The organism is Staphylococcus sp. EG-SA-18, assembly GCF_017151825.1.
GTDB lineage: Bacteria > Bacillota > Bacilli > Staphylococcales > Staphylococcaceae > Staphylococcus > Staphylococcus aureus.
Genome location: NZ_JACYVY010000070.1, coordinates 1 through 820, shown reverse-complemented (window position 1 = coordinate 820; position 820 = coordinate 1). Strand labels below are relative to the sequence as shown.

1 pseudogene is annotated in these 820 nt (G+C 32.0%); it reads right to left on the bottom strand.

What is annotated here, in order from left to right:
- Nucleotides 1-428: pseudogene (locus tag IDG66_RS12610) on the bottom strand (transposase); the annotation flags it as partial.
- Nucleotides 429-820 lie beyond the last annotated feature (392 nt).

Below are 820 nucleotides of genomic sequence, written 5' to 3'. Positions count from 1 at the left end.
ATGTATTTTATAATGTACAGCTCGTTGAGCTGCTATTTTCCTTATATTAAGTGCCATTAATACAAAACCTAGCTCTCGTTTAACTTTATTTATTCCTCGAACTGACATTCGAGTGAAACCCAAAATAGCCTTCATAAATCCAAAAACAGGCTCTACATCAATTTTTCTTTGACTATAGATTTTTTCGTTTCTGGTTCAGAAAGCTTTTGATTAATTTGGGCTTTAAAGTATTCCCAATTATAATTCTTCATAATTTTCTTATTGGATTTCGAATTTGGCTTCATGCATTGATGTCTCAAAGAACATGATGAACAGTCATCACATTCATATAGCTTGAAGTCACGTTTAAAACTATATCTATCATTACGGTATGCATATCTTTTAAAACCTATTCTTTTGTTATTAGGACATATAAATTCATCGAATTCGCTATCAGATATCGTTTCAACAATTTCATTAACATATCGCGTATTATCATTTTGAGGAATTCTAACAGAAGTTTCTATTGGTAGTGTAAGTTGGGTCATGTTATAATTTTTATACATAAGGCACCTCGTTAATTTAGTTTAGTAGTATTTATTAAATTATACGAAGGGATCCAACACAGAAAATTTATTTTATTGAATTTTACATTTATGTGCAAGTTGGGCAAAGTGTCTTATTTTTTTAAAGTATTTCAAAGTAAAATTACACGTTAATACGTAGTATTAATGGCGAGACTCCTGAGGGAGCAGTGCCAGTCGAAGACCGAGGCTGAGACGGCACCCTAGGAAAGCGAAGCCATTCAATACGAAGTATTGTATAAATAGAGAACAGCAGT